This window comes from Gulosibacter macacae, from assembly GCF_003865375.1.
GTDB lineage: Bacteria > Actinomycetota > Actinomycetes > Actinomycetales > Microbacteriaceae > Gulosibacter > Gulosibacter macacae.
Map to the genome: position 1 here is coordinate 240,894 of NZ_RQVS01000002.1, position 23,635 is coordinate 264,528.

The following is a 23,635-nucleotide window of genomic DNA, read 5'->3' on the forward strand; positions in this document are numbered from 1 at the left end:
TGGCACACCGCTCATCCACCAAACTGCAATCCACACTGCTGCAATTCACCAAAAATCAAGGAGCACACACTCACATGGCTGAGATCTTCTACGACAGCGACGCCGACCTTTCGATCATCCAGGGCAAGAAGGTTGCCATCATCGGCTACGGCTCGCAGGGCCACGCCCACGCAATGAACCTTCGTGACTCGGGCGTTGAGGTCGTCATCGGCCTTCGCGAAGGCTCGAAGTCGGTTGAGAAGGCACAGGAGGCGGGCTTCGAGGTCAAGTCGAACGCCGACGCCGCCGAGTGGGCCGACCTCATCATGATCCTCGCGCCCGACCAGTCGCAGCGCGCCCTCTACGCGAACGACATCGCCCCGCACCTCACCGAGGGCAAGACCCTCGCCTTCGCCCACGGCTTCAACGTGCGCTTCGGCTACATCCAGGTGCCTGCGGGCATCGACGTGATCCTCGTCGCGCCGAAGGCCCCGGGCCACACCGTGCGTCGCGAGTTCGTTGCCGGCCGCGGCATCCCCGACATCATTGCCGTCGAGCAGGATGCTTCGGGCTCGGCTTGGGAGACCGCCAAGTCATACGCTAAGGCTGTTGGTGGCACCCGCGCCGGTGTCATCAAGACCACCTTCACCGAAGAGACCGAGACCGACCTGTTCGGTGAGCAGGCAGTGCTCTGCGGCGGTACCTCGCAGCTCGTGCAGTCCGGCTTCGAGGTGCTCACCGAGGCTGGCTACCAGCCCGAGATCGCCTACTTCGAGGTGCTTCACGAGCTCAAGCTCATCGTTGACCTCATGTGGGAGGGTGGCATCGCCAAGCAGCGCTGGTCGGTGTCGGACACCGCCGAGTACGGCGACTACGTGTCGGGCCCCCGCGTCATCGACCCGAGCGTCAAGGAGAACATGAAGGCGGTGCTCAAAGACATCCAGGAGGGTGCCTTCGCCAAGCGCTTCATCGACGACCAGGACGCCGGCGCTCCCGAGTTCAAGGAGCTGCGCGCCAAGGGTGAATCGCACCCGATCGAGAAGACCGGTGTTGAGCTGCGCAAGCTCTTCGCCTGGAAGCAGCAGGACACCGACTACGTCGACGGCTCGGCTGCACGCTAGTCATTAGTCAAGGTAAGGGGCGCTCCGATTGGGGCGCCCCTCTTTGTTGGCTGGGGCGGGGGTTTCGATACGGCCTTCGGCCTACTCAACCGACCAAGCATGTTGGTTGGTCGAGTAGCCGGAGCGAAGCGGAGGTGTATCGAGACCCCGCCGCGCCCTACAGCCGCGGCGTGCGTGGGGGAGCGGTGCGGCGCATCCCAGTTGCCTCAAACGCCGCCGCCAGCGCGAGTAGCGCCGTGTCGTCATAGGCGCGACCGGCAAAGGTGAGCCCCACGGGCATCCCAATATCGGCCATTGTGCCCATCGGCACCGTCACCGTCGGAATACCAAGGTGACGCCAGATGAGGTTGCCGTTCGCGACCCAGGTGCCATTGCGCCAACCGAGGTCAGCCGACGCCTCGTTCACATCCATATCGGCAGGCCCAACATCGGCGACTGCCGGCAACACCACCGCGTCAAGCCCGAGCCCGTCAAGCCACTCTTCGAAGTCAATGCGACGCGTTGCCTCAAGCCCGCGCAACCCCGCCTCAACGCCCGGAATCTCCTCAAGCGCGGGCACGCCCGACTCGCGCGCGCGCGACACATACTGCGTGATGTCGAAGTCGAGCGTGCCGTAGCGATCGGGCAACGCCCCTACGGGATGCGGGAAGATTTGCGGCGCATCCACATCGGCCAGCCGATGCAGCGCCGGATCGCCATTCGACTCGAGGAACTCGTTCCACGACCACATCGACAGCTCGAGAATCTCGCGATCGAGGTAGCCCTCGGGCACGAGCCCACGCGTGCCAATCGTCGGCGCCCCGGGACGGTCACCCTCGTAGTTCGACACCACCGGGAAATCGACCTCAACCACCTCGGCACCTGCCGCCTCAAGATCGCGGCGAGCCGCTTCCCAGAGGTCAATCACCGAGGCACGCGTCTCGATGCGCTCACCGGTGGGCCCACCAAAGCGCGGTTGGTCGCCGGTACCCGCTTCCGCATCCTGGTTGATGTACATGCGCGGAATACCGAAGCGCTTGCCCGCAAGCGACGCGGAACCCGCAAGCGCCGGGTACGAATCGGGGCGCAGCTGCGACGACGCCGGAATCGGCAGCCACGGCTGCGCTCGCCAGAAATCGCCGCGCGTCTGGGCGTCGTCGGCAACGACGACATCGAGCACTTCGAGCAGGTCGGCCATCGTGCGGGTGTGCGGCACGACCACATCCATGGTCGGCACGAGCGGCCAGTTGCCGCGAATTGAAATCACACCCCACGAGGGCGTGTAGGCGCAGAGGGCATTATTGGATGCGGGGCCGCGGCCCGACGACCACGTCTCTTCACCGAGTCCAAACGCGGCGAAGCTCGCGGCGGTTGCCGTGCCCGAGCCGTTCGATGAGCCCGAGCCGAAGGGTGCCGTGAGGAAGTCGGCGTTGTAGGGGCTTTCGGCGCGGCCGTAGACGCCCCGCTGCATGCCGCCATTCGCCATCGGGGGCATGTTGGTGAGGCCGAGGAGTATCGCACCGCCCGCGCGCAGGCGCTCGATGGCGAACGCATCCTGCCCGGCGATGAGGTGCTGGAAAGCGGGGGAGCCGGCCGCGACCGTGAGTCCCTTGGCTGCGTAGCTGTTCTTGGCCGTATAGGGGATGCCGTCGAGCGGGCCGAGCGATTCACCCGCGGCGCGACGCGCGTCGGCGGCTTCGGCTTCTTCGAGCGCGTCGGGGTTCATCACGACGAGTGCGTTGAGCCGGATGCCGCCCTGGTCATAGGCCTCAATGCGGGCGAGGTAGGCGCGCACAAGGTCAACGCTCGTTACTCGACCCGCGTCAAGATCGGCTCGAAGCTGGGCAATGGGCGCTTCCACGACGTCGTAGTCGGTCACGACTGCTCCTGTCTGCATCGGGATGCGCGGCGCTGCGACTCCACCGATGCTCGATAAATGAATCACAATCACTATCGCACTACTGCGTGAAGTGTTGCAAGCGCACTGCTGGGTGGTCGCTACCTCCTAAAGTCAGGGGTCTGTTTTGGAGTGTGTAACCTGAATATTGGCTGTAAGCCGAACACGGCTTCCGCCTTCTCGGGGCCGAGCGCGGTCCCATCACCGAGTCAAAGGAGATGCAGTGACCGAACCGGACGTTCCCGACTACCTCGAAGATCTACGGCCAGACCCGGCCAAGGGTCGCGAGATCGACCAAAAGTCCCCTGGTGAGCGCGAACCCGGTATCGACGCGAAGTCGAACCGCACGCGCATCATTGGTCTCCTCGTAGGCCTGGCACTCGCGGCAGCGCTCTTCTTCCTGCTGCCCGAGGCGATGGGACACAACGCTCGACTTACCGCCGCCACCGCTGCTCTCATGGCGGTGTGGTGGATGACCGAGGCGCTCCCCATTCCCGCGACCGCGCTCGTGCCGCTCGTGGTCTTCCCGGCCATGACCGTGCCGGTCGAGGCCGCCGATGGCACCAGCTCGGCGATCTCGTTCGACTCAATCGGCGCCTCCTACGGCAACAACGTCATCTTCCTGTTCATGGGTGGCTTCTTCCTCGCCCTCGCGATGCAGCGCTGGAACCTCCACCGTCGCATCGCACTCCTCGTGCTCAAGGTCATGCCCTCACGCCCCGGCGCGATGATCGCGGGCTTCATGATCGCCACTGGCTTCCTCTCAATGTGGGTGTCGAACACTGCAACGGCCGTGATGATGCTGCCGATCGGCATGTCGGTGCTCTCGCTCGTGAGCCAGGTGACCAAGGGCACCGGCGGTGCTGCACCGACCGGTTCGGTCACGCTCGACGCCGATGGCAACCCGGTGAAGGAACTCGCGCAGGTCATGCGCACCAACTTCGGTACTGCGCTCATGCTCGGTATTGCCTATGCGGCCTCGCTCGGCTCGCTCGGCACGCTCATCGGCACGCCGCCGAACGCCTTCCTCGCCGGCTACATGAGCGAGAACTACGACCGCACCATCGGCTTCGGTGAGTGGATGGTCGTCGGCGTTCCGCTCTCGGTCATCTTCATGTTCATCTGCTGGTTCCTGCTCGTGAAGGTGCTCTTCAAGCCCGAAATGGATGAGATCCCCGGCGGCAAGCAGCTCATTCGCGACGAACTTGCCAAGCTCGGCCCGGTCTCGCAGGGTGAGTGGCGCGTGCTCACGGTCTTCGTGCTCGCGGCGGTCTCTTGGATTTCGATCCCGCTCATTGCGGATGCAGTGGGCCAGAGTGCCTGGATCTCGGATGCGGGTATCGCCATGGTCGCGGGTCTCCTGCTCTTCTTCATCCCCGGCGGTGCCGAGCGCGGCGTGAAGCTCCTCGACTGGAAGAGCGCCAAGGAACTGCCCTGGGATGTGCTGCTCCTGTTCGGTGGTGGCCTCGCGCTCTCGGGTATGTTCGCCCGCTCGGGGCTCACCGAAGCGATCGGTGACCTCGCGAGTGGGATGAACGGGGTACCGATCATCCTCGTCATTGCGGTGCTCACGACGGCGATTCTCTTCCTCACCGAGCTCACGTCGAACACTGCGACGGCAGCGACCTTCATCCCGGTAGCGGCGGGTATCGCGCTCGGTATGGGCGTCGATCCGTTCCTCTTCGCGGCACCGGTTGCGCTCGCGGCAACGTGTGCGTTCATGCTGCCGGTGGCGACGCCGCCGAACGCTGTGGCTTACGGTTCGGGTTACGTCACCATCGGTCAGATGGTTCGCGGTGGTCTCTGGCTCAACCTCATCGGTGTGCTCCTCATCACGGGTACCGCGATGACGTTGCTTGCCTGGGTGTTCAGCCTGCAGGTCTAGTCAATTCAGGTTCCGAAGTCATTACATTTTGTGCAGTGTCTCCCGCAAACAGGCGACTCCTTGTGGGGAGCCTCAGGTTTTCGGTAACTCAGCAGTGAATCTGCACTAAATTTCTCGTTATGGCCGAACCAGGCCAAAAGTCTCTCTTTAGGAGGAGATGTGAAGAACAAGCGCATTCTCGCCGGCGCCGCTGCAGCACTCGCTGCCGCACTCGTGCTGGCAGGTTGCTCGAACGGCACCGGGGGCACCGACGCCCCAGCAGGTACCGAGGGCGCCGCAACTGGTGGGGTCATCCTCGCCAACTCCACTGAGCCGCAGAACCCGCTCATCCCAACGATGACCAACGAGGTTGGTGGCGGTAAGGTCCTCGACCTCATCAACGCGACCCTCGTCTACTACGACGTCGACGGCAACACGGTCAACGAACTCGCTGAGTCGATCGAGCCGAACGCTGACGCCAGCGAGTGGACCATCAAGATCAAGCCTGACCAGGTCTTCAGCGATGGCTCGACGATCACTTCCGACAGCTTCATTGACGCGTGGAACTACGGCGCCAACCCGGCGAACGCGCAGCTTTCCTCGTACTTCTTTGAACCCATCCAGGGCTACAGCGCTGAAGAAGGCGCCAACGTTGAGACCCTCTCGGGCCTCAAGAAGGTCGACGACTCCACCTTCACCGTGACGCTCACCGGTCCCACCTCGGACTTCGGCCAGCGCCTCGGCTACTCGGCCTTCGCGCCGCTGCCGGCCGTCGCGTTCGACGACATCGCTGCCTACGGCGAGAAGCCGCTGGCTTCGGGCCCGTACATGCTCGCTGAGACGGGTTGGGAGCACAACGTCAAGATCTCGCTCGTGCCGAACCCCGACTACAAGGGTGACCGCAAGCCGCAGAACGGTGGCGTTGACCTCATCTTCTACGCAACCCAGGACGCTGCCTACAACGACCTGCTCGCGAACAACCTCGACGTGCTCGACCAGATCCCGGACTCGGCGTTCGGTACCTACGAGTCGGAGCTCGCTGACCGCTCGGTGAACCAGCCGGCGGCAATCTTCCAGTCGTTCGCGATCCCGCAGATCGACCACTTCCAGTTCGACGAAGAGGGCACCCTGCGCCGTGAGGCCATCTCGATGGCCATCAACCGTGCAGAGGTCACCGACGTCGTGTTCCAGAGCACGCGTACCCCGGCCAAGGACTTCACCTCGCCGGTCATCGCGGGCTACAACGACTCGCTCCCGGGCTCGGAAGTTCTCAACTACGACCCCGAAAAGGCCAAGGAACTCTGGGCTCAGGCTGACGCGATCAACCCGTGGTCGGGCACCTTCGAAATCGGTTACAACTCGGACGGTGGCCACCAGGCCTGGGTCGAGGCTGTGACCAACCAGATCTCGAACACCCTCGGCATCGAGGCGAAGGGCAAGCCCTACGCCGCGTTCAAGGAGCTGCGTGACGACGTCACCAGCGGCAACATCACCACTGCCTTCCGCACCGGTTGGCAGGCCGACTACCCCGGTTCGTTCAACTTCCTCGGCCCGCTATACGGCACCGGTGCAGGTTCGAACGACACCAAGTACTCGAGCCAGGAGTTCGACGACCTCATCCGTCAGGGTAACGCTGCCACTGACATCGAGACGGCGAACGGCTTCTACGACCAGGCGCAGTCGGTTCTGTTCAAGGACCTTCCGGTTGTTCCGCTCTGGTACGCGAACGTGACCGGTGGCTGGTCGCAGAACGTTGACAATGTCGCGTTCGGCTGGAACAGCGTGCCGCTCTACTACGAGATCACCAAGAACTAAGTAGGGTTATCTCCGGTTCACCGGGGGTTGAGCTTGCTCGGCCCCCGGTACACCGGTTTCCCACCCTCCCGGAAAGCGAAACATGCTGAATTATCTCGGTCGGCGCCTGCTGCAGATCATTCCGGTCTTCTTCGGTGCCACCTTCCTCATCTTCGCCCTCGTGTACCTCATGCCCGGTGATCCCGTGCAGGCACTCGGTGGCGACCGCGGGCTCAGCGATGCGGCTGCCGCCGCAATTCGCGAGAGGTACAACCTCGATGAGCCCTTCATCATGCAGTACCTGCTCTATCTCAAGGGCATCTTCACGCTCGACTTCGGTACTACCTTCAGTCAGCGCCCCGTGATCGATGTGATGGCTCAGGCCTTCCCTGTCACCTTCCAGCTCGCCATCATGGCCCTCATCTTCGAGGCCGTCTTCGGTATTGCCTTCGGCCTCATCGCCGGCATCCGTCGTGGTGGCTTCTTCGACTCGACGTTGCTCGTGGTCTCACTCATCGTGATCGCCGTACCGACGTTCGTCATCGGTTTTGTGATGCAGTTCACCTTCGGAGTGAAACTCGGCTGGCTACCAACGACGGTGGGCGGCAATGTGAACTTCGTGTCACTGCTCATGCCAGCCATCGTGCTCGGTGCGGTCTCCTTCGCCTATGTGCTGCGGCTGACGCGCCAATCGGTGTCGGAAAACCTCTCGAGTGACTTCGTGCGCACCGCTCGCGCCAAGGGCCTGCCCGAGAGCCAAGTGTTCTCGAAGCACGTGCTGCGCAACTCGCTCATCCCTGTCGTCACCTTCCTCGGCGGCGACCTCGGTGCACTCATGGCTGGCGCCATCGTGACGGAGGGCATCTTCTCGATCAACGGTGTCGGTGGCACGCTCTACCAGGCGATTATTCGCGGTGAGGCGGCCACAGTGGTCTCATTCACGACCGTGCTGGTGCTCGTCTACATCCTGGCGAACCTGCTCGTTGACCTTCTTTACGCGCTGCTTGACCCGAGGATCCGTTATGCCTGAGCCGATCATTAACCCGAACTTCGATCAGAAGGTTTTCCCGGGCCAGGAACGCTGGGTCTCGGACACCGACGAAACCGGCCTTGGCGCCGTCGACGCCGTCTCAGACGAGTCGGCGCCGCGCTCTGCCTGGGGCGAAGCGTGGCTCGCGATGCGTCGCCGACCCCTCTTCTGGGTGTCGGCCGTCATCATCGCGCTCGTGCTCCTCGTGGCGTTCCTGCCGCAACTGTTCACCCGCGTGAGCCCGACGTTCTGTGAGCTGAGCAATTCGCTTGGTTCCCCGACCGGCGAGCACATCTTCGGTTTCGACCGTCAGGGATGCGATATCTACGCGCGCATCATCTACGGCGCTGGCCCCTCGGTCACCGTGGGCGCGCTCACGACCCTCGTTGTGGTGATCATCGGTGTCGTCTTTGGTGCACTTGCCGGTTACATCGGCGGCTGGATGGACTCGCTCCTTTCGCGCCTCACCGACATCTTCTTCGCCGTGCCGTTCGTGCTCGGTGCGATCGTCTTCATGCAGATGTTCAAGGACTCGCGCAACATCATGATGGTGGTCGTCGTCCTTGCCGTCTTCGGTTGGCCACAGATCGCCCGCATCACCCGCGGTGCTGTGCTCGAAACCAAGAATGGCGAGTTCGTCACCGCAGCCCGGGCGATCGGTGTACCCGAGTGGCGCATCCTGCTCACGCACGTGCTCCCGAACGCGGCCGCACCGATCATCGTCTACGCGACGGTGGCGCTCGGTACCTTCATCGTGGCCGAGGCGACGCTTTCGTTCCTTGGCCTCGGTTTGCCACCGGACATCGTCTCGTGGGGCGGTGACATCGCGAAGGCACAGACCTCGATTCGAACCGACCCCATGGTGCTGTTCATCCCGTCGATGGCACTTGCGATCACGGTGCTCAGCTTCATCATGATGGGCGACGTCGTGCGTGACGCGCTCAACCCGAAGGGGAACAAGCGATGACCGACAACACTGGAAACGCCGCTCAGGGCGCGGCCGGTGAGCAGCAGCCGCTACTTCGTCTCACCGATCTCGAGGTCGCGTTTGAATCATCGACCGGCACGGTGCCGGCCGTGCGCAAGGCGAACCTCACGATCTACCCCGGCCAGTCGATCGCCATTGTGGGCGAATCGGGTTCGGGCAAGTCGACTACGGCCGCGGCCGTGATCGGCCTCCTGCCCGGCACCGGCAAGGTAGTCGGCGGCAAGATCGAATTCGACGGCCGTGACATCACGCACCTGTCGAAGCGGCAGCTGGTCGAGCTTCGCGGCTCGAGCATCGGCATGATTCCGCAGGACCCGATGTCGAACCTCAACCCGGTGTGGCGCATTGGCACGCAGGTTGAAGAGGCACTCGTCGCGAACGGGATGCCTCGGGGTTCGGCTGCGCGCAAGCGCACGATCGAGGTGCTCGGTGAGGCTGGGCTTCCGGATGCAGACCGTCGCGCCCGCCAGTATCCGCACGAGTTCTCGGGCGGTATGCGTCAGCGCGCGCTCATCGCGATCGGACTCGCATCCGACCCGAAGCTGCTCATTGCCGACGAACCGACAAGCGCGCTCGACGTGACCGTGCAGCGACAGATTCTCGACCACCTCGAGAAGCTGACGTCGTCGCGCGGCACGGCCGTGATGTTCATCACCCACGACCTCGGCCTCGCAGCCGAACGTGCCTCGCACATCGTGGTGATGCACCGCGGCCGCGTCGTCGAATCGGGCCCCTCACTCGAGATCCTCACGAACCCGACGCATCCCTACACGAAGCGTCTCGTGAGCGCGGCGCCGTCGATTTCGAACTCGCGAGTGCGTGCCGTGCAGCGTGACCTCGACCCGACCACGATTGAGGTGGTCACCGAGAGTGAGCCGCGCGAGGGTGGCGACACGATCATCCAGATCGAGAACCTCGTCAAGGAATTCAAGATTCCGGGTTCGAAGGAACCCCTGCGCGCGGTCGACGATGTGTCGTTCAAACTGCGTCGCGGCACCACCCTTGCCGTGGTGGGCGAGTCGGGATCGGGTAAGTCGACCGTGGCGAACATGGTGCTGCGCCTGCTCGAACCGACCTCGGGTCGCATCCTGTTTGAGGGCCAAGACATCACGTCGATGTCGAAGGCCGAGCTGTTTAAGATGCGTCGCCGGATGCAGGTCGTGTTCCAGAACCCCTACGGTTCGCTTGACCCGACTTACTCGGTGTTCCGCGTGATTGACGAGCCGCTGCGCACCCATCACTACGGTGAGGGCTCGGGCAGTGATCGCCGCAAGGCACGCGAAGCTCGGGTGGCTGACCTCCTCGACATGGTGTCGCTGCCGAAGTCGGCGATGCGTCGCTTCCCGAACGAGCTTTCGGGCGGTCAGCGTCAGCGCGTGGCGATTGCGCGTGCGCTGGCGTTGAACCCCGAGGTGATCGTGCTCGATGAGGCCGTTTCGGCGCTTGACGTGCTCGTGCAGGACCAGATTCTGGGCCTCCTCAACAACCTGCAATCGGACCTCGATCTGTCGTATCTGTTCATTACGCACGACCTTGCGGTGGTGCGTGAGAACGCCGACGACATTGTCGTGATGCAGCGCGGGCGAGTGGTGGAGCAGGGGCCGGCGGATGTGGTGTTCGCAAACCCCGAGACCGACTACACGCGCGAGCTCATCGAGGCGGTGCCGGGCGGTACGCTGCCGATCGGCCAGTTCGCCGACCTCGACACTTAGGCCATTGACGGCCTGTGGCGGGGGTCTCGATCCGTCGCTTCGCTCCTACTCGACCAGCCAAGAAGTTGGTTGGTCGAGTAGCGGTCTCTTCCTCTGGTTGGTCGAGTAGCGAAGCGTATCGAGACCCCCGCCGCTCTTTCCAGACCGTGCGAGCCGTAGGCTGATACCGTGCGTTCGTTGATCCGGCTGTTCACCTTCACGAGGGAACTCACGCCCTCGTACATCGCGATTGTCATCGCATCCATCGTCACCGCGATCGCCGCGCTGACGGTGCCGTTCATCATTGGTGGCGCAACCGACGCAATCGTCTCGATCGTCAACGGTACGGTCACCTTCGACGCCGGCATCGGCACGGTCATCTGGTTCGCCGTCGCCTTTCTTGCCACTGAGCTCGTGCTCACCATCGTGAGTTCGATTGGCGGCTGGTTTGGCGACGTCATGTCGGCGCGGATGCGCGAGATCCTTTCGAATCGCTACTACGACAAGCTGCTCCAGCTGCCGCAGCGCTACTTTGACAATGAACTGACCGGCACGATTGTGTCGCGCCTCGACCGCACCATCACCGAGGTCACCCAGTTCGTGAAGATGTTCGCGAACACCTTCTTCACCATGCTCATCACGACCGGGTCGGTGCTCGTGATCGCCGCCATCTACGCGTGGCCGCTGGCGCTGCTGCTTGCCACGGTCATCCCGGTGTATGTCTGGCTTACTGCCCTCACGTCGAAGCGCTGGCAGGTGTACGAGCACGAGAAGAACGCCGAGGTCGACGCCGCACGCGGCCGGTTCTCTGAGGTCGTCGGCCAGATGCCGGTGGTGAAGTCGTATGCGCAGGAGCGTAGCGAAAGGCTGTTCTTCTTCACGCGCTTTGGCCGAACGGTCGAACTCACTCGCGGCCAATCGCGGCACTGGCATTCGATGGATGCACTGCGCCGCACCGCGCTCGCGCTCGTATTCTTCGGAATCTACCTCGTCATTTTCATTTGGACCGCGCGTGGCGATTTCACGCTGGGTGTGATGGTGTTGCTCATTCAGCTCATGGCGATGGCCCGGCAACCGGTGGCGATGATGAGCATGATCATTGACTCGAGCCAGCACGCGATTGCCGGTTCGAAGGACTACTTCGCGGTGATGGCGCTCGAGCCCGACCCTCGCGAGCAGCTCGACAACGCTGAGGCGGATGAACCGCTCGCGATCGACGCGGATGCGCCCGCCGTGCAGTTCGACCATGTCGACTTCGAGTACGAGCCCGGCCGCCCGGTACTCAAGGACGTCTCGTTTGAATTGCGGCGTGGCGAACGCATTGCGTTCGTGAGCGAGTCGGGCGGCGGCAAGTCGACGATTGTGAGCTTGCTGCTCGGCTTCTACCCGATAACTGATGGATGCATCCGGCTCTTTGGTCAGGACACCGCGCACCTGCGCATGGCTGCGCTCCGTCGAGAAATCGGGGTCGTGTTCCAAGACCCGTCGCTCTTTTCGGGCACGATTCGCGAGAACATCGCTTACGCACGACCGGATGCGAGCGATGACGAGATCATTGCGGCCGCGCGGCGCGCAAATGCCTGGGAGTTCATCCGTAAGTCGCCTGATCGGCTCGACAGCATCATTGGCGAGCGCGGATTGAAGCTCTCGGGCGGGCAGAAGCAGCGCATCGCGGTGGCGCGGGCGATGCTCAAGGATGCGCCAGTGCTCGTGCTCGATGAGGCGACCTCGGCGCTCGACACGAAGTCGGAGCGGCTCGTGCAGGCCGGGCTTGATGAGCTCATGGTGGGCCGCACGAGCCTGATCATCGCGCACCGGCTGTCGACGATCTCGCAGGTCGACCGCATTGTGACGTTGCGCGGGGGAGTGGTCGATGAGATCGGTTCGCCGGCGGAGCTCGCCGAGACCGGTGGCATTTACGCGGAGCTCCTCTCGCTGCAGCAAGAGGGCACCGCCCGCTCGAAGAAGCGGATGCGCGACCGCTTCGGCATCCAGGCCTAGGTGTGCGAGCCCCTCTGGTTCGTCGAGTAGCGAAGCGTATCGAGACGCCGCTGCGCTCCTACTCGACCACCTAGCCCCTCTGGTTGGTCGAGTAGCGAAGCGTATCGAGACCGCACCGCAAGCCGCACTAGGCTAGACAGAGTCATTCAACAGCGAAAGGATGCGGCGACGTGCGCGAGCAGATCGACCTGGCAGTCATCGAAGGCGACGGCATTGGACCGGAGGTGATTGCCGAAGCCCGCAAGGTGCTTCGCGCCGCTCTTCCCGAAGGCGTCACCCTCAACGAAACCGAGTACCCGTTCGGCGCGAACCACTACCTCGCGACCGGCGAAATCCTCGACGACGCCTCGCTTGACCAGCTTGCCAAGCACGACGCCATCCTCCTCGGCGCCGTCGGTGGCGACCCCGCCGACCCCAAGCTAGCGGGCGGCATCCTCGAACGTGGCCTCCTGCTCAAGCTGCGCTTCGCGTTCGACCACTACATTAACCTGCGCCCCTCGAAGCTCTGGCCCTCGGCCATCTCGCCGCTCGCGAACCCAGGCGAGATCGACTTCGTTGTCGTCCGCGAGGGCACCGAAGGTCTTTACGTCGGCAACGGCGGCGTGGTGCGCGCCGGCACCGAGCACGAGGTCGCCAACGAGCTCTCGGTGAACACCGCCCGCGGTGTCGAGCGCACGGTGCGCTACGCCTTCGAACTCGCCATGACTCGCGATCGCCGCCTCACCCTCGTGCACAAGAAGAACGTGCTCGTCAACGCGGGTGTGCTCTGGAACCGCATCGTCAACGAGGTTGCCGAGGAGTATCCTGAGGTCGCAGTCGACTACCTGCACATCGACGCAGCGACGATCTTCTTCGTGACCAACCCCTCACGATTCGATGTCATCGTCACCGACAACATCTTCGGCGACATCATCACCGACCTCGCCGGCGCCGTCACCGGCGGCATCGGCCTCGCCGCCTCGGGCAACCTCAACCCGGAGGGCGCGTTCCCGAGCATGTTCGAACCGGTCCACGGCTCGGCGCCCGATATCGCGGGCACCGGCAAGGCCGACCCGACCGCGGCCATCCTCTCGGTGGCGCTGCTGCTCCAGCACTTTGGATTCGACGACGCTGCCAAGCGCGTCGAGGCCGCCTGTGAGCAAGACCTCCGCAACCGCAGCGGCGAAGCTCGCTCCACGAGCGAAATCGGCGACGCGATCGCCGCGCTCCTCGCGTAACCCATCCTCATCCCACCCCCGCGCTCTGCCAGCACCGCGCGGTGCAGTTGAAAGACACGACCATGACCGACCTCACCTTCCGCATCGAACGCAATGCCAACCCCGCCGCTGACGCCACCGTCGCGGAGGTGCTCGCCGACCCCGGGTTCGGTAAGCACTTCACCGACCACATGGTCATCATTGACTGGACGAAGGATGCGGGCTGGCACGATGCGCGGGTCGTTCCCTACGGACCGCTCACCTTCAACCCGGCGAGCGCGGTCTTCCACTACGGCCAGGAGATCTTCGAGGGCCTCAAGGCTTACCGTCACGCTGACGGCTCGGTGCACACCTTCCGCCCGGAGCGCAATGGCCAGCGCCTAGCTGACTCGGCTCACCGCCTCGCCCTGCCGCAGCTGCCGGTCGACGTGTTCGTGGAATCGGTGCGCCAACTCGTCGAGATCGACGAGCGCTGGGTGCCCGCACACGGAGAGAACAAGGCGCTCTACCTGCGTCCGTTCATGATCGCGAACGAAGACTTCCTTGGTGTGCGCGCCGCGGAATCGGTGAGCTACCTCGTCATCGCCTGCCCGGCGGGCTCGTACTTCAGCGACCCGACGCGGCCGGTGAACATCTGGCTCGAGCGCGAGTATTCGCGCGCCGGTCGCGGCGGTACTGGCGCTGCGAAGTGCGGTGGCAACTATGCGGCGTCGATGCTGCCGCAACAGATTGCCTACGAAAAGGGATGCGAGCAGGTGCTCTTCCTTGATTCGTGCGACGGTGCCTACCTCGAAGAGCTCGGTGGGATGAACGTGGTGCTCGTGTTCGACGACGGCACTGTGGCGACTCCCGCCTCCGATTCGATTCTGCCGGGCATCACGCGCGATAGCGTGCTGCAGCTCGTGGAGGATGCTGGCTACCAGGTCGAGCGTCGCCGGATTTCGCTCGACGAGTGGCGCGAGGGTGCCGCGTCGGGGCGCATCGTTGAGGCGATGGCCGTGGGCACGGCTGCGGTGATCACGCCGATTGGTGAGCTGCGCTCCGATGAGTTCACGATTGCGAACCCGCCGGTGACCGAGGAATCGCTCGCGATGCGCATCCGCGCGAAGCTCACCGGCATTCAGAACGGTGTCGAGTCCGACACGCACGGGTGGATGCTGAAGCTCGTCTAGGGGGTTGCGGCGGGGTCTTGATACGGCTCCGCTGCGCTGCTCCGCCTACTCGACCATCCAAACTCTTGGGGTCCCGATACGGCTGCGCCTACTCGACCAACCATTTGGGTGGTCGAGTAGGAGCGGAGCGACGGATCGAGACCTCCCGGCCCCGATTTCCCTACCGCTCCGCGAAGCGGCGGGCGGTGCGGGCGAGCGAGAGCTGCACGGCATCGGTCATGATGCGCGGGTCGTAGCCGGTGAGCTTCGCGATCTGCTCGATGCGGTAGCGCACCGTGTTCCGGTGCGTTCCGAGCGCCACGGCAATCTCGCCGGTTGCCCCCGAGTGCGCGAGAAATGCATCCAGCGTCGCCACTAACTGCGTACCGTGCTCGGCATCGGTGCGCTCAAGTGGCCCGAGCACCTCATTCGCAAGCTCCACGACCGGCGCATCGGCCGCCGACAGGATGAGCGCCGCAAGCGACAGCCGCGAGGCTGAGCCGATCTCGTCGCCCGCGCCGAGCCGGTCAAGCGCATCCACCGCCTCAAACCAGCTCCACCGCAGCGAGCTCGACGCCGGGTACGGTCCGCCGATACCAATCCGGGCGCGAAAGCCCGCTGCGCGCCCGGCACCGAGCAACGCTTCAGCCGCCGCCCGTGGGTCGTCGCTCGCGGGGAGAAACACGACCAAGCGCTCCTCGAGCATCCCGGCCGGCGCCACACTGTTGAGCGAGGGCAGTGGCAGCGAGGCGAGATCTCCGCGGCGCAGGCCGCTCGGCTCCACCGCGAGCACCCGGTAGTTCGCTCCCGGCACGAGCCCGATCGACTCGAGTCGATTCGCGATGATGTCGCTCGGCAGGCGTCCGCCAACGAGGTCGGCAAGCAGCTGCCCCACCTGCTCGCGCTGCTCACGAATGCGGCGCGCGGCCTGCGACATGTGCAAGCCCACAAGCGAGCGGGCGGCTGAGATGAGCGCCTCATCGCGCCGTGGGAGCGAGGCATGCAGGGTTGCCTGGCCGGTTTTGCCCACGGCAATCGGCAGCGCATCCCAGCCGGTCACTGCCGGGTCGTCGATCTCGAGCGATCCCGAGACGAGTTCGCCGTTGTACGAAAGCGCGATGTGAGCGCCGGTCTCGCGTCCCAACCCCGCGAGCATCGCATCCAGGCCGCCGTCGCCGAGCAAGAGCTCGATCAATCGCTGGCGGCGACGGTGCTGCGATTCGAGCCGCTCGAACTGTTCGGAGGCCTGCGCATCGGCCACTCGCCGTGCGATCGTCGCGAACGACATCTCAAACGGCACCTCGAGCACCGGCAGATCGCGCCGACGGGCCTCATCAAGCAGGGCCTCCGGCACCTCGTCATGCGTGAAGCCGATGCCAAACGCAATGCCTGCCGAGCCGGCCCGCGTGACCGCGTCGAGAAAGGTGCGAATCGAGCGCACCGAGCGAAGCCGCATCCCGGTCGTGCAGACGAGCTCGCCACCGGTGAGGAACGGCGAGGGGTCGGTGAACTCCGACACCGCCGCCCAATCAACCTGCCGATCGAGCGCCACTCCCTGCCCGGCACGCAGGCGCAAGCGCAGGGCTGGGTCGCGAGTGAGGTCCATGATCGTGAGCGGCATGCAGTCAGCCTAAGGGGATCATGCGGATGCACAACAATTTATTGCCGTGATCGTGCCGATGGCCATGATGCGCGACCACCTACTCGCCGTACGCTCATGGCATCCCCATCGACCGTGTCTACGGAAGGAAGGAACTATGGAGTTCCGTCTCGAGCAGAAGCGCAGCATCGTCACCGAGCTGCCTGGCCCCAAGTCACAGGCGCTCGCCGCTGAGCGCGCCAAGTACGTGAGCAACTCGATCGGTTCGAGCCTCCCCAGCTACATTGCCGAAGCCGACGGCGCGATCCTCCGCGACGTTGACGGCAACCAGTTCGTCGACTTCGGTTCGGGCATCGGTGTGACTACCGTCGGTAACGGTCACCCGACCGTCATCAAGGCGATTCAGGAGACCGCCGCGAGCGGTGCCCACTTCCAGATCAACACCGCCCCCTACGGCAGCTACGTTGAGCTGTGCAAGCGCCTCACCGAGCTCACCCCCGGCAACTTCGAGAAGAAGGCAGCCCTGTTCAACTCGGGCGCCGAGGCCCTCGAGAACGCCGTGAAGATCGCGCGCAAGTACACCGGCCGCGACGCCATCGTCGTGTTCGACCACGCCTTCCACGGCCGCACCAACCTCACCATGGCAATGACCTCGAAGTCGATGCCCTACAAGGACGGCTTCGGCCCGTTCGCTCCCGAGATCTACCGCTTCCCGGCGAGCTACCCCTACCGTGACGGCCTCACCGGTGCCGAGGCTGCCGCCCGCACCATCAGCGCCATCGAGAAGCAGATCGGCGCGAAGAACGTCGCCGCGATCGTCATCGAGCCCCTCCAGGGCGAGGGTGGCTTCATCGTTCCGGCTGAGGGCTTCCTCCCCGCGATCGTCGACTTCGCGCACGAAAACGGCATCGTCTTCGTTGCCGACGAGGTGCAGTCGGGCATGGCCCGCACCGGCAAGTGGTTCTGCTCGGAGTGGGACGGCATCGAGCCCGACCTCATCACCAGCGCCAAGGGTATTGCTGGCGGTATGCCGCTGTCGGCGGTCATCGGTCGCGCCGAGATCATGGATGCACCGCACGCCGGTGGCATCGGTGGCACCTACTCGGGTAACCCCATCGCGAACGCTGCGGCACTCGCGACCATCGAGGTCTACGAGACCGAGAACCTCGCCGAGAAGGCCCTCGAAATCGAGGCTAAGGTGCGCGCTGCCTTCGAGCCGCTCGTTGGTGAAGTTGCCACCGTTGGTGAAGTTCGCGGTCGCGGCGCCATGCTCGCGATCGAGTTCGTCAAGGCCGGCGGCAAGGAGCCGAACCCTGAGATCGTCAAGGAAATTGTTTCCGACGCGCTCTCGCAGGGCGTGCTGCTGCTCACCTGCGGCACCTACGGCAACGTCATCCGCCTCCTCCCGCCGCTCGTCATGAGCGACGAGCTGCTCGACGACGCCATCGGCGTGTTCATCGAGTCGATCCGCAAGTTCAGCTAGGCGTTGACCTCAAGTAGGTGGCCCCGCATCCAATTGGATGCGGGGCCACCTACTTTTGGTGCGGATGCGTGGCTAGGCCGTCGCGGCCGCGGCCGGATTCGGCACGCCGACCCGCTTCGCGGTGTGGTCGACGATGGCATCGAAGCCGATCTCGAAGAGTTCATCGTTGATCGCGCGCAGATCGCGACCGCGCTGGGCCTCGACGGTCGCGACGAACGTGGGTGCTTCATCCGCCAATGAACCGGCGTCGAAAATGTCGTCGGGGGCGTGCTCGTTGAAGGCCGCGCCGTAAATGAACGATTCGAGCGCAATGATGAGCGGCAGGCAGGAACGAATTGGCCAGCCGCCATCGACGAGCCCCTTCGTGACTGATTCGTACATTGCGACGGTGCGGGGCGAGTCGGTCACCTCGATCGTGGCGATCGCGGCAATGAGTTCGGAGTGCGCCGCCATCACATCGCGATAGCTCAGCGCCCAGGCCTTGAGTGCTGTACGCCAATCGGTCGTGCCGAAGGCGCTGCAGTCGATCTCACCCATGACGGCATCCTCGATCCAACGCAGGATCTCCTGCTTCGAGGTGGCGTGGTTGTAGAGGGCCGAGGGTGTGACGGAGAGCTTGTGTGCGAGACGGGTCATCGTCAGTGCCGGAACGCCATCGTTGGCGATGATTCGCCGAGCAGCACCCGTGATGACCTCGCGATTGAGGATGCGGGTGCGTGGACGTCCGGCTGGGCGCCTATTGCCTGCCATTGTTGCCTCCTTGCACAGCGGTCTGACAAGAATATGCCCAATCATGATGTGGTTTGGACGCAAGCGCGCTGGAGGCGCCTCCACAAACCACGTAGATTGTGAAATCTCGACAATTGTTGCGGAAGGAATGCGATGACGGACTCTGCCGCTGAGCCGAACACCGCGCCCGGCGAGCCGGAGCGCATGGTCATTGGCTACATTGCCGATTCACGTGGCTACGACGCCCTCGCTCTTGGTGCCTTCCTCGCCAACGGGGCGAATGTTGAGCTGGTCATCACCCTGGTGCTGCCCGAACCGAACCGGTTCTCAAGCGCGGGGATGGCGTCGTTGAACTCCGACACCATCATGATCGACCAGGTGCGCGAGTGGGGCGACGACGCCCTCGCGCGGGTGCCCGAAGGTGTCGAGGCAACGTTCGAGTACCGCTTCGCCTCGACCGAAGCGCACGGGCTCTTGGATGCGGCTGAAGAACACAATGCGGTGCTCGTCATCGTGGGTGCCGAGGCCGGAACGCTCTTGCGCACGTTCACCGTCGGTTCGACGGCAAACACGCTGTTGCACTCCTCGCCGGTGCCGGTGGGCCTTGCGCCGGCCGGGTTCTCGGCGACCGGCCCGGTTGATCGGGTGACCGGTATCTACGGCACTCGGGCGGGCTCCGAGGCCGTGATTGGCCGGGCGCTGCAGCGCGCGGATTCGCGCGGAGTGCCGCTGCGACTCGTCTCGCTCGTGCAGATCGACGGGGTCGCACCGCGCGATATCCCCGAGATCACCGATGAGGTGCGCGAGTTCGGTGGCAGCCGCCTCGAGAAGATCGCGACCGGGATGCTCGACTCTGGCCGCGCGACCATCGAGATTGCCGAGGGCCGCGATTTTGATGAGGCCCTCGAGAGCATCGAGTGGCACGAGAACGAGTTCGCGGTCGTGGGGTCGAGTCGATTGGGGCGTGGCCGCAGCGTCTTCCTCGGCTCGCGAGCCCGGCGCATCCTGCGGCTCGTGCCCGTGCCGGTGATCGTGATCCCGAGCGAGTACACCGACTTTTAGTCGTGCCGCCGGCTTGGTGCACTGAGGTTCTCGAAGTGCACTCTGCCGCGCTTCGAGAGCCTCAGCGCACACCCTACCGAGAGCCTCAGCGCGCGCAACGGTAGACTCACGCCCGTGAAGATCGCGCGTTACGAATACCAGAACCAGCTCGCCTACGGGGTGCTCGACGAAGAGACCGACGAACTCGTCAAGCTCTTCGGCGACCCGATTCTTGCCGGCATCGACACGCTTGACGAGCGGGTTCCCGTTGCCGATGTGCGCCTGCTCGCTCCGGTCATTCCCCGCTCGAAGGTCGTCGCATTCGGTCGCAACTATGCCGAGCATGCGCGCGAGATGGGCAATGAGGTGGCTGAAGAACCGATGATGTTCCTCAAGCCCAATACCTCGATCATCGGCCCCGGGCATCCGATTATTTTGCCGACGCAATCGCAGCACGTCGAGCACGAGGTTGAGCTCGCCGTCATCATCGGCCAGGTCGCGCGGCACGTGCCCGCGGGCCAGGCTCACCAGGTCATCTTCGGCTACACCGTCGCGAACGACGTCACCGCGCGCGATCTGCAGCGTCGTGACGGCCAGTGGTCGCGGGCGAAGGGCTTCGACTCGTTCTGCCCGCTCGGTCCCTATATTGAGACCGAGTTCGACCCGCGCGAAGGTGTCATCGGTGCGAAGGTGAATGGCGAAACGAAGCAGCTCGGCAACCTCAACCAGATGGAGCGTACGGTCGGCCAGCTCGTTGAATACGCCTCGAGCGTGTTCACACTGCTGCCCGGGGATGTGTTGCTCACCGGCACACCTGCGGGCGTCGGTCCGCTCGTGGCCGGTGATGAGGTGGTTTGCGCGATCGAGGGTATCGGCGCACTGTCGAACCCGGTCACGTCGTGAGGCGGCGCCGCGGGAGTTCGCGGCGCCTGATCGCGCTGGCGATCTTCGTGTTGTCGATCGTTGGTGTCATTGTGCTCATGAATCTCGGGCTGCCCGAATCAGTGAATATGTCGGCCGTTGGCGTATTCGGCGTGCTCTTCGTAGGCAGCGCGATTTGGTTCGCGGTGGAGTCGTTCTTGGGCGGCAATTTCTAGCCGGTGTGAGCGCATCCGATTTGGTGCTCTGAGCGAAAATGTGAAAGTCATTCAATTTTCGTGATTGGATGACGGCGACCTCATCCAGGTCGACAAGAGGGTCGGCGAAAAGGACACCATGACGCAGCACAACGCCCCGCACCAGGTCGGGGCAAAGGGACTCAGCATCGGCAAAGTTGGCGTGATTGGTGGCGCCGTCATTGGCGTCTCGGTCGTCGCTCCCGCATACACCCTCACCTCGGGGCTCGGCCCGACGGTCTCGACAGTGGGTCTACAGGCGCCGGCCATCCTGCTCATTGGTTTCATCCCGATGCTGCTCGTGCTCTTCGGCTATCGCGAACTGAACTCGGCAATGCCCGACTCGGGCACCTCGTTCACCTGGGCCTCGCGCGCCTTCGGGCCGTGGCTCGGCTGGATGAGCGGCTGGGGACTCATCTCGGCCACCGTGCTCGTGCTCTCAAATCTTGCGGCCGTTGCCACCGACTTCTTCTTCATCCTGCTCGCGCAGATCTTCGGCAACGAAGCCCTCGCGACTCTGCCCGCCGAGAACCTGCTGCTCAATATCGCCGTGACGACGGTGTTCGTCGTGCTCGCCGCCTATGTCGGCTACCGCGGCGTTGAGGCCACCGAGAAGGTGCAGTGGGGGCTCGTGCTCTTCCAACTCGTGGCGCTCATCTGGTACTCGATCTCGGCGATCACCTCGGCGCTCGGCGGCGGCGCCTATGACTACACGCCGGTCGACGTGAGCTGGTTCAACCCGCTCGCGATCGGTGATCTCTCACTCGTGGTGGCGGGTGTCTCGCTCTCAATCTTCATGTTCTGGGGCTGGGACACCGTCATCACCATGAACGAGGAAGCGAAGGACCCGAAGCGGACGCCGGGCCGCGCATCCCTGCTCACCATCGTCATCATCATCGCGCTCTACCTGCTCGTGACCGTGGCAACGCTCATGTGGGCGGGCATCGGCGAGGGCGAACTCGGCGCTGGTAACCCCGACAACCAAGAGTCGATCTTCGCGGTACTCGCGCCGCACGTGATGGGCCCATTCGCGATTCTCATGTCGATCGCGATTCTCACCTCATCGCTCGCCTCGCTGAACTCGACCATGGTGTCGCCCGCGCGCACCCTGCTCGCCATGGGCTACTACAAGGCACTGCCGTCCTCGTTCGCGAAGGTCTCGCCGCGCTTCAAGTCGCCGGCCCGCGCGACGATTTGGGCTGCCGCCGCCTCGATCGTGTTCTACGTCGTGATGCGACTTCTCTCAGAGAACGCGCTCTGGGACACGATCACCGCCCTCGGCATGATGGTCTGTTTCTACTACGGTGCCACGGGCCTCGCGGCCGTCTGGTACTTCCGCAAGAGCTGGTTCACGAGCACGCGTAACGTGTTCATGCGCTTCCTGCTGCCGTTGCTCGGTGGTCTCACGCTCGTGTGGATGTTCTTCCAGACCGCGATTGACTCGATGGACCCCGACTATGGTTCGGGCTCCTCGCTCAACGGTCTCGGACTCGTGTTCGTGCTTGGTGTGGGGGTGCTCCTCCTCGGTGTTGTGCTCATGGTGATCATGCGCTTCGTGACGCCCGAGTTCTTCCGCGGCGAGACCATCCCAGTGTCAGAGAACGAGGCCGATGTCGCGGCGGGTGGCGTTGAGGTGCTGCCTGAGATCGACTCGCACGGAAAGGGTCGCCCGAGCCACTAGGTCTTGGCGGGGTGCGTCCCGCGTACCCTGGGGAACATGTCTGAACCCGCACGCGAACTGCCTGAAGGCCCCGAGGAAGCGACCCCGAAGCGCTCTTCCTGGCGGATGATCGCGGTGCTACTCCTCGTCGTCGGGCTCATCTGCGTCGGTACCCTGCTCTTTTTCGGCGGCAACGGTATGCCCGGTGATCTCGTCGCCCCGCTCGTCGGGCTCTCGGCCACACTCGTGCTCGTCGGCGGCATCGCGCTCGCCGTTGGCACGGTACTGCGCAAGGACATCGGCGCTGGGCTTCCCGACGACGAGTAGCGATAGCTAGTTCGAACCGGTTGCACGACCTTCGAGTAGCGCCCGAATCGCCACAATTTCGCGACGAGTTTCGGTAACTTCCGCGCGCAACTCGGTGAGTTCGCGCTCAGCAGCGAAAATCGACCCCGCCGTGGGCACGGGGGCAGTGCGCACCGGTGCCGGTTCGGCGACCGTGCCCTTCGTCGAGCCCTCGAGGTTCGACATGGCGTCAATAATCACCGCGATGAAGAGATTGAGCATCACGAACGCTGACACGAGGATGAACGGTACGAAGAACATCCACGCTTCGGGATACACCTCCATGACCGGACGCACGATGCCCATCGACCAGCTCTCGAGCGTCATCACTTGAAAGAGGGAGTACAGCGACGCCGGGATCGAACCAAACCACTGCGGAAAGCTATTGCCAAAGAGCACCGTTGCCATGACCGCGCCGACGTAAAACACGATCGCCATGAGGGCAGCGATGGCCCCGATGCCGGGAATAGCTTTGATGATTGAACTGGCGATGCGGCGCAATTGGGGCAACCGATTGACCAGGCGCAGCACTCGGAGGACTCGGAGGGACCGCAATACCGCGAATGGCCCCGCGGCTGGGATGAGCGAAATCACGACGACAAGGAAGTCAAAGATGTTCCAGCCGTCGCGAAAGAATCGGCCATCGAGTGCGAGGAGTTTGAGCAAAATCTCAATGACGAAGATCGTGAGCGCGATGGTGTCGAGCAGGTGCAGGAATGGTCCAGCTACGGACATGACGGCGGGCGAGGTTTCGAGCCCGAGGGTCACCGCGTTGAGCACGATGACGGCGAGCACAAATGACTGCACTGGACTCGACAGCACGAACTCGCCAAGGCGACGACGCCAGCCGGTAGCCCGAGGGTTGGGAGACCAAGATCCTTCTGCATCCATGCTCGTGAGAATAACGAGCCCACAAGACTGAGCGGGATTAACTGGCTCTTCGCAGTTGAGGGTGTAGCTGGGGTCCGCGG

19 protein-coding genes are annotated in these 23,635 nt (G+C 64.0%); 15 read left to right on the plus strand and 4 right to left on the minus strand.

Translation table 11 applies throughout. The features are described 5' to 3' along the window. The first annotated feature begins 74 nt into the window (after positions 1 to 74). On the plus strand, positions 75 to 1,100 hold the full coding sequence (gene ilvC / locus EG850_RS02615) for a ketol-acid reductoisomerase (protein WP_124969548.1): 1,026 nt from the start codon (positions 75 to 77) through the stop codon (positions 1,098 to 1,100). Positions 1,101 to 1,257: 157 nt separating this feature from the next. Here the strand turns inward: ilvC and EG850_RS02620 are convergent, their stop codons facing one another. Then, complete coding sequence (locus tag EG850_RS02620) at positions 1,258 to 2,976, minus strand: amidase (RefSeq protein ID WP_124969550.1); 1,719 nt, start codon at positions 2,974 to 2,976, stop codon at positions 1,258 to 1,260. Positions 2,977 to 3,199: 223 nt separating this feature from the next. On the opposite strand from EG850_RS02620, the gene EG850_RS02625 reads away from it, so the two are divergent. From EG850_RS02625 to EG850_RS02660, 8 genes are all read left to right on the plus strand, one after another. Further along, a complete protein-coding gene (locus tag EG850_RS02625; RefSeq protein WP_124969552.1) occupies positions 3,200 to 4,861 on the plus strand; it encodes an SLC13 family permease in 1,662 nt (553 codons plus the stop codon). 159 nt (positions 4,862 to 5,020) lie between these two features. Further along, on the plus strand, positions 5,021 to 6,655 hold the full coding sequence (locus EG850_RS02630) for a peptide ABC transporter substrate-binding protein (protein ID WP_124969554.1): 1,635 nt from the start codon (positions 5,021 to 5,023) through the stop codon (positions 6,653 to 6,655). Positions 6,656 to 6,737: 82 nt separating this feature from the next. Then, entirely contained in the window at positions 6,738 to 7,664 is a 927-nt protein-coding gene (locus EG850_RS02635; protein ID WP_124969556.1) for an ABC transporter permease, read from the plus strand. Then, positions 7,657 to 8,631, plus strand: coding sequence for an ABC transporter permease (locus EG850_RS02640; protein WP_124969558.1), 975 nt, complete (start codon positions 7,657 to 7,659; stop codon positions 8,629 to 8,631). The genes EG850_RS02635 and EG850_RS02640 overlap by 8 nt, the downstream gene beginning before the upstream one ends. Further along, positions 8,628 to 10,364 carry a dipeptide ABC transporter ATP-binding protein gene (locus EG850_RS02645; RefSeq protein ID WP_124969560.1) on the plus strand — a complete coding sequence of 579 codons (1,737 nt, stop codon included), beginning with the start codon at positions 8,628 to 8,630 and terminating at the stop codon, positions 10,362 to 10,364. The genes EG850_RS02640 and EG850_RS02645 overlap by 4 nt, the downstream gene beginning before the upstream one ends. 168 nt (positions 10,365 to 10,532) lie before the next feature. Beyond that, a complete protein-coding gene (locus tag EG850_RS02650) occupies positions 10,533 to 12,344 on the plus strand; it encodes an ABC transporter ATP-binding protein (protein WP_124969562.1) in 1,812 nt (603 codons plus the stop codon). 170 nt (positions 12,345 to 12,514) lie between these two features. Beyond that, positions 12,515 to 13,561, plus strand: coding sequence for a 3-isopropylmalate dehydrogenase (locus EG850_RS02655; RefSeq protein ID WP_124969564.1), 1,047 nt, complete (start codon positions 12,515 to 12,517; stop codon positions 13,559 to 13,561). A 62-nt stretch (positions 13,562 to 13,623) separates the two neighbouring features. Then, positions 13,624 to 14,712, plus strand: a complete 1,089-nt coding sequence (locus EG850_RS02660) for a branched-chain amino acid aminotransferase (RefSeq protein ID WP_124969566.1) — start codon at positions 13,624 to 13,626, stop codon at positions 14,710 to 14,712. 160 nt (positions 14,713 to 14,872) lie between these two features. Here the strand turns inward: EG850_RS02660 and EG850_RS02665 are convergent, their stop codons facing one another. Then, positions 14,873 to 16,312: a PucR family transcriptional regulator gene (locus tag EG850_RS02665; RefSeq protein WP_124969568.1), complete on the minus strand. Its 1,440-nt coding sequence runs from the start codon at positions 16,310 to 16,312 to the stop codon at positions 14,873 to 14,875. Between the two features lie 136 nt (positions 16,313 to 16,448). Here EG850_RS02665 and gabT point away from each other — a divergent pair, with 136 nt between their 5' ends. Further along, positions 16,449 to 17,774, plus strand: a complete 1,326-nt coding sequence (gabT, locus tag EG850_RS02670) for a 4-aminobutyrate--2-oxoglutarate transaminase (RefSeq protein WP_124969570.1) — start codon at positions 16,449 to 16,451, stop codon at positions 17,772 to 17,774. Between the two features lie 72 nt (positions 17,775 to 17,846). Here gabT and EG850_RS02675 read toward each other — a convergent pair whose 3' ends face one another. Then, positions 17,847 to 18,524: a TetR/AcrR family transcriptional regulator gene (locus tag EG850_RS02675; RefSeq protein WP_185714920.1), complete on the minus strand. Its 678-nt coding sequence runs from the start codon at positions 18,522 to 18,524 to the stop codon at positions 17,847 to 17,849. Between the two features lie 132 nt (positions 18,525 to 18,656). Between EG850_RS02675 and EG850_RS02680 the strand changes: the two genes are divergently transcribed. The 5 genes from EG850_RS02680 (at position 18,657) to EG850_RS02695 (ending at position 22,646) form a co-directional block, all read left to right on the plus strand. After that, complete coding sequence (locus tag EG850_RS02680) at positions 18,657 to 19,565, plus strand: universal stress protein (protein ID WP_124969574.1); 909 nt, start codon at positions 18,657 to 18,659, stop codon at positions 19,563 to 19,565. 114 nt (positions 19,566 to 19,679) lie between these two features. Further along, positions 19,680 to 20,447, plus strand: a complete 768-nt coding sequence (locus EG850_RS02685; RefSeq protein ID WP_124969576.1) for a fumarylacetoacetate hydrolase family protein — start codon at positions 19,680 to 19,682, stop codon at positions 20,445 to 20,447. 47 nt (positions 20,448 to 20,494) lie between these two features. Next, positions 20,495 to 20,641, plus strand: coding sequence for a hypothetical protein (locus EG850_RS13220; protein WP_185714921.1), 147 nt, complete (start codon positions 20,495 to 20,497; stop codon positions 20,639 to 20,641). A gap of 118 nt (positions 20,642 to 20,759) precedes the next feature. Continuing rightward, complete coding sequence (locus EG850_RS02690; protein WP_124969578.1) at positions 20,760 to 22,340, plus strand: APC family permease; 1,581 nt, start codon at positions 20,760 to 20,762, stop codon at positions 22,338 to 22,340. A 36-nt stretch (positions 22,341 to 22,376) separates the two neighbouring features. Beyond that, positions 22,377 to 22,646 carry a hypothetical protein gene (locus EG850_RS02695; protein ID WP_124969580.1) on the plus strand — a complete coding sequence of 90 codons (270 nt, stop codon included), beginning with the start codon at positions 22,377 to 22,379 and terminating at the stop codon, positions 22,644 to 22,646. A 6-nt stretch (positions 22,647 to 22,652) separates the two neighbouring features. On the opposite strand, the gene EG850_RS02700 is transcribed toward EG850_RS02695, so the two are convergent. Beyond that, on the minus strand, positions 22,653 to 23,635 hold a 983-nt coding region (locus EG850_RS02700; protein WP_328588368.1), incomplete at its 5' end, for an ion transporter.